Origin of the sequence: Gorillibacterium massiliense, from assembly GCF_000455485.1 — a bacterium.
GTDB lineage: Bacteria > Bacillota > Bacilli > Paenibacillales > NBRC-103111 > Gorillibacterium > Gorillibacterium massiliense.
Genome location: NZ_CBQR020000119.1, coordinates 1 through 6,473 on the forward strand (window position 1 = coordinate 1; position 6,473 = coordinate 6,473).

Sequence of the window (6,473 nt, forward strand, 5' to 3'; positions counted from 1 at the left end):
GGCAAGCATCAGCCGGCCGTTTGCCGATCATCGCTTCCCGCAGATCCAGACTGGCGGCATCGTAATATTGAAATATATCCTGCTCGGACAAACTCTCCGGGGCATACTTGACCAAGGACCCGGCTTCCAAGTAAAACCGCTGGCCATCGTCCTTCAGCAGCGTTTGCAAGCTTCGCTTCAGTTTTTCCGGCGTTGCGCACTCCGTCCCGAGTATGAATGTTGATCTCAGCTTCAACACCCGGCGCAAGGTGGCTTGAATGATGCCGATGCCGGACGCTGCTTTGTCATAGATGTTCGTTTTCAATCCCGGTCTATAGGAAATGAGCAGCAACAGCTTCCGTTCCGTATACGGGATATACTGCATGCGCAAATCCAATTCGCGAAGCGCTTCCTGCATGACGTTGGCCACGGCGAATTTCAGCGTCTCTTCCGCCGCAAACCGGTGCTTGATTGTTGGGTAATCATCGATATGCCCGACCGCAGCCAGACAAGCCTCATCACCGACGAAAATACCGTAGCCGCTCGCTTCCTCCAGCCATTTTTCCGGGGTCAAAAGGGGTTGGTGGATAAAGTTCTTGAATAATTGCTCCTTGCGCAGTTCCTGGGAGTGATTCACCAGAGCGTGAAGCCGAAGCTGCTCGCCGCTGACGATCTTCTCCTCATCCAATCCTTTGCGGATCCGCTCCAGCATCCGAGCCAGATCTTCAGGTTGCAGCGATTCCTTCAGCACATAGTCCTGAACCTTCAGCCGCATCGCTTGCTGGGCATAGGAAAATTCGTCATGGCACGACAAAATGATAATCCGAGCATCTTGATTCTGTTCCTTGATCTTAGCGCACAGCTCTAATCCGTTCATCCGCGGCATGCCGATATCGGTGATCAGCAGGTCCGGCATCTCCTCCTGGGCATGCTCCCAAGCTGTCGCTCCATTTTCAAAGGCTCCGATCAAGTGAAACCCAAGACCTTCCCAATCAATGGATTCCGACAACAGCTCCAGTACCGGATAGTCGTCGTCTGCCAGCATCACGTTATACATCTCCATCCGCCCTCTCGTATGCAATGGTTATTCGGATAATCGTTCCCTGATTAGGCGTACTCTCTACTTTTACGGAAAAACGCTCCCCCCATAAAAGCCTCATCCGTTCCACTACATTAATGAGCCCCATTCCCGAGAAAACTCCATTGGCGCTGCCTTCGATCCGGTCGGGATCGGTTTGGCCCGCCTCCGCCAGCTTTTGATTTAGCGCTTTCACCGCTTCCGGTTCCATTCCGACGCCATTATCCTCCACGGACATCTGCAGCACCCGGTTGTTCATCTCCGCTTGAATCCGGATAAGCCCGGCTTTTTGGTTGAAGCCGTGAATCAGAGCGTTTTCCACAATGGGCTGCAAAAATAACCGCGGCACTTTCACGAGCATCGCTTCCGACTGAATGGCGAGGGACAGTTGAACCTCCTCTTTTTGCCGCAGATTCATCAAGTCCACATAGTGACCCAGCAGCTCCAGCTCCTCATGGAGTACGATTTCATCCTCTTCCCGGGTGATGGTCATGCGCAGCAAGGTAGACAACGAACTGATCATCTTCGCGCTCTCCGGATCACCTTTGCGCAGCACTTTCATTCGAATGGAATTCAATACGTTAAAAAGAAAGTGGGGATGAATCTGCGCCTGCAGCATCCTCAGCTCCGCTTTGCGCTTGCGGTTCTGGGTCTCGGAAACCTCCGCGATCATTTCCTGCACCCGGTCCAACATTTGGTCGAAAAGATAGCCGAGACGGCCGATCTCATCCTTCCCGCGAATACCGGAGCGAACGCTTAGGTTTCCGCGCTGAACGGCGGAAGTAGTGCGGCCCAGCCGGACGATAGGCTTCGTAAAGGCCCGCAACAGCGCAAGGAGAATGAGCAGGAAAACGACGATGGACGCAAATTGAATGAGAAATACACGGTTGAAAATGGAGTTAATGTTGACGATGGCTTTGGCGTATCGCTGTTTGGAGACTAGCCGCCAATCGTTGAAGGATAGGGGCTGCTCGGTAATCAAATATTTGGTAGCCCCCACCGTCACTACAGTCGTATTCAACTGACCGGAGCCGGAACCGATATCCGGGAAAATCTGGCCGATCTTGGACACATCGCCACTGGACAGGATGCGGTTATCCCCATCTATGAGCATGATTTCCTGATCGGACGGCAACCGTTTAAAGAGTTGGTTGATCCGGGTTTCCAATTGGGTCACAACGACGTACCCATAAATTCGCGCATCATCATAACGTAAGGTACGGGCTAGAGAAATTTGATAGGGATTCTCTTTCGATATGTACTGGAACTGAGTCGGTCTCGTTCCTACCCAGTAGACGTTCATCCCACTGATATTGTCCAGTTCTTTGAACCAAGGTTCTTGGGTAAACAAAGACGGATTGAAATCGTTCGTCGAATAGTTGGTAAAGGTAGAACCATCCGTGAGAATAACCGTGACGTAGCTGGAGTCGCTGATGGTCAGCGTATCCAGTTGATTGATGATCTTGTTTTTATCTAAAAACCTTTTGGAGGCATCGTCGTTCGCCGTTTGTCCGAAGGAGACCAATTTGAAATACGAGATCATGTCCGGATTCGTCGTGATATAGTTGGCCGTATTGAGCATGCTCTTGAACTGGTTGGAAAGGGAGGTGTTGAGCAGCATCATCGAATCCTGGGAGCTCGAGACCGCCTGGCTTTGCACCGCATCCTTTGCAAGAGACGAGGAGATCAGCTGCGTAAGCGCCGCTGGAATCAGGATACATGCGATGGCGGCAGCCATCAGCTTATGGCGAATAGATAGAAAACCGAGTTTGTTTTTCATTGCCGGATCGCATCTCCTCTCCCCTACCGAAAACGGTTACAACGGGAACGTAAAAGCAGGGACAGCGTTCGGCTGCCCCCGCAATGCCAGTATACCATTTTTATTTTTTGTTGGAGGCGATAATTTGTTCGGTCCGTGCTTCGGCGTTTTTCACTGTCGTATCGATGTCTTGCTGGCCGAGGATCAGCTTCTCGTATTCTTCGTTTACCGCCTTGAAGACTTCCGCTTGATAGGAAGCGGCAGGCACCATTTCCGAAGCTTTAGAGCCCAACAGCACCTTGATCAATGCGTCTTTGTCCACCAATTCCGGATTCTTCGTGCCAGCCAAAATCTTATCGATGATCGGGGTCAACTGGTCGTTGGTTACCTTGCTCCAGGACGGAACGTTTTTCGCTTGGATCAATTGGCCTTCTGTCGTGTACCAGCGGACGAATTTGTAAGCTTCTTCCTTTTGCTTGGAAATGGAGGAAACCGCCATGTAATCCGTCGTCACCGGAGCGTAACCGATGGTATCGCTCTGGTTATTTTTCGGATAAGGAGCAACCGTCACGTGGAAGGTCAGGGGCAGCTTATCCGTACCGCCGATTTCTGTATTCATCCAACTGCCGATGGTCAGCATGCTTGCGGATTGATTGAAGAATTGGTTGCGATAAGCCAGCTTTTGCGAAATGATGTCCGTGTACGGAACGGAGGATTTATCTTCCTTCTCCATCTTCACCCGCAGCTCCAGCGTCTTCTTGAAGTTGGGATCCAGCAGGTTAGAGGAACCGTCGGCCTTCAGCAAGTCGGAGTTGGTCGGCTGGTTCATCATCATCAGCTTGACGAATTCCATCCAGCCACCGCCTTGGGGACCGTGGAAATACGTGCCGTAGCGCTTGTTGGTGCCTTCGCCTTTGGTCAGCTTCTTGGCATAGTCGGCGAATTCATCCCAGGTCCAATCCGTCGGAACGGCCAAACTCGCTTCATCCAGATGATCCTTGTTGATCAGCACGTACCAGGGGTTGAATTTACCCGGTAGGGCGTATACTTTTCCATTCAGCGTCGTATCGACCTTGTATTCGTCCTTCACTTTAAACCCGCCGTCTTTGGCGATGAAGTCGTCCAGCGGCTCCATCATACCGAGAGCTACCCGGGCGGCGTATCCGGCAGGATCGCTGACCATCAGCAGGTCGATATCTTCCTTGGAGGCAAACGCAAGGTCCAGTTTTTTCATAGCTTCTTGAGTGTCGCCTTTATCGCTCAGTACGATAGGTTCAACGGTTACTCCCGGATGTGCATCCTCGTAGGCTTTCAACGTATATGACCAACCGTAGGTCGATTCCGGTCCGAAGGTGTAAAGCCGCAGATGTACGTTTTTCGCCGGTTCCGTTGAAGACGCTGCAGATGAAGACGGTTTTGTCGAACCCGCCGCATCGCTAACGCTGTCTTTCTTGTCGTTGCCTCCGCAGCCCGCCAGCAAACCTACGAGCATAGCTCCTGCCGCCATACCGCTCAACCATTTTTTCTTGTTCATGACAACCCTCCTGATTGGATTAGCTATCTTGTCTTGACACCCCAAATTATAATGGTGGCGCTTTCATTCTCCATGAAACAAAATTTACTTTTTATGAAATATTTTTACTTATTTATAAAATAATTCTATTTACCTATCCCTTCACTCCACCTAAAGCAATGCCTTCGATGACGCTCTTTTGCCCGATGATAAATACGATCAAGAGCGGCAGAATGGCAGATACGGCGCAGGCCATAATGAGAGAATAAAACTCGCCGCTCATGGACGTAAACTTTTGCATCGCCAATTGGATCGTATACAGCTTATCCGTACGTAGGAAGACAAGAGGATTTTGATAGTCGTTCCACGTCCAGATGAACCGCAGGATCGCGTAGGTCGCTACGGCCGGCCGTACCAAGGGGAGAGCGATGTTCCAGAAAATGCGGAAGTGCCCGGCTCCTTCAATTTTCGCACATTCGATATACTCTTGATGGACGCCCATGAAAAACTGCCGCAGCATAAACACCCCGAGAACACTGAAGGTATTCAGCAAAATGAGGCCGATGTGGCTGTTGAACAAGCCGATTTGCCGGTACAGGATAAACTGCGGAACGAGAATCGCTTGGCTCGGAACCATGTAGGTGATCAACACGATCAGAAACAACGGACCGCTTGCCTTGAACTGCACTTTGGAAAATCCGTATGCCGCCAATGCGGAGATTAAGCAGGAGCACAGTGTCGTCAGCACGGCAACCTTGATGGAATTCCAATAGTAAACATAGAACGGATAGTCGCCGAACCAGACTTCCTTGTAGTTGGGAATCGCGTTCCAATGCCGCGGAATCCACTCGATCGGATAGACGAACACCTCCGTCTCCACCTTGAAGGACGTCACGAGCATCCAGATAAAGGGCAGCAGGAAAAAGATGCTGATGATAAAAAGAATTATCGTAGTGATGGCTTTACGCCAATCCAAACGGAATGAGGCCTGCATGTTCTTCTCTCTCCTTCCCGATTAATAATTAACCCATTTCTTTTGTGCGAGCCACTGCAAGCCCGTGATAAGAAGCACGAAACCGAGAAGGACGCTGGATACGGATGATGCGTAGCCGACCTTCAAGTTATTGAACGCCTGATCGTATAGATACCAAACCATGAGATTGGTCGAATTTATCGGCCCGCCTTGGGTCATGACGGCGATGATGTCAAAGATTTTGAAGGTAGAGATGACGCCGGTGACCAACAGGAAAAAGGAGGTTGGTGAAAGCATCGGGAATGTGATCCGTGCGAACTTCACCCACGCATTCGCTCCGTCGATTTCGGCCGCTTCATAGAGGTCACGAGGAATGGATTGCAAGCCTGCCAGATAAACGATCAGGTTGAACCCGATGGATGTCCAAACCACGATCATCATGATGGACGAAAGCGCGTAATGAGGGTCGGCGATCCATTTGGGCGGATTGTGGAAACCGATCGACTTCAGTACCTCATTGACCGGACCGTAAGATGGCTGGAACAGCACCTGCCAGACGACAGCAACGGCGACGATACTGGAGATATAAGGCATGAAGTAGGCGACTTTGAAAAAGCTTTTCCAGTATACATTCCTGTCGATCAAAATAGCCAGCACCATGGAGACCATCATATAGATCGGAACAACCAAAAGAAAGATGATATTGTTGCGCAACGACTTCAGAAAGGTCGGATCGTCGAAAAGCTTCTTGAAATTGTCGAAGCCGATCCAGTGAATGCCGTTCCAGCCTTGAACGAAATTCCAATCGGCGAAGCCCAGCACAAGGGTGGCGATAATCGGTATCAGCACGAGCACCGAAACACCGATCAACATCGGGCTGACAAACAAGAAGCCGGCCAAGGTCTCTCCGCCTTGTAAACTAAGTCTGATTCTTCGCCGCTCTTTGGCCCTGGAAACCGGAGCAGTTGCAGTCGGGTCTGCCATACAAACACCTCTATCTTTTTAGTAACGATTGCCTTCATTATATAAAAAAAACACCGTCATCCTTTGACGGTATTTTGATCACATTCGCTATAAATTTTACTTTTCATCCGTTGAATTTGCGGGTTATTTCTTCATAGGCATCGTGTGTGCCGACATCATAGATCATACCACCCGCAAAATATGCCAT

The 6,473-nt window shown here is 50.3% G+C and carries 5 protein-coding genes; all 5 read right to left on the reverse strand.

What is annotated here, in order from left to right; translation table 11 throughout:
• Window positions 1-1,042 (reverse strand): response regulator (locus tag TJ79_RS16445; protein ID WP_238323038.1); only part of this gene is annotated, 1,042 nt, incomplete at its 3' end.
• Complete coding sequence (locus TJ79_RS16450; RefSeq protein ID WP_040951437.1) at window positions 1,029-2,837, reverse strand: sensor histidine kinase; 1,809 nt, start codon at window positions 2,835-2,837, stop codon at window positions 1,029-1,031. The genes TJ79_RS16450 and TJ79_RS16445, both read right to left, overlap by 14 nt.
• Before the next feature lie 100 nt (window positions 2,838-2,937).
• Complete coding sequence (locus TJ79_RS16455) at window positions 2,938-4,350, reverse strand: ABC transporter substrate-binding protein (protein ID WP_040951438.1); 1,413 nt, start codon at window positions 4,348-4,350, stop codon at window positions 2,938-2,940.
• 133 nt (window positions 4,351-4,483) lie between these two features.
• Entirely contained in the window at window positions 4,484-5,323 is an 840-nt protein-coding gene (locus tag TJ79_RS16460; RefSeq protein WP_040951439.1) for a carbohydrate ABC transporter permease, read from the reverse strand.
• A 21-nt stretch (window positions 5,324-5,344) separates the two neighbouring features.
• Window positions 5,345-6,286, reverse strand: a complete 942-nt coding sequence (locus TJ79_RS16465) for a carbohydrate ABC transporter permease (RefSeq protein ID WP_040951440.1) — start codon at window positions 6,284-6,286, stop codon at window positions 5,345-5,347.
• Between the last annotated feature and the right edge of the window lie 187 nt (window positions 6,287-6,473).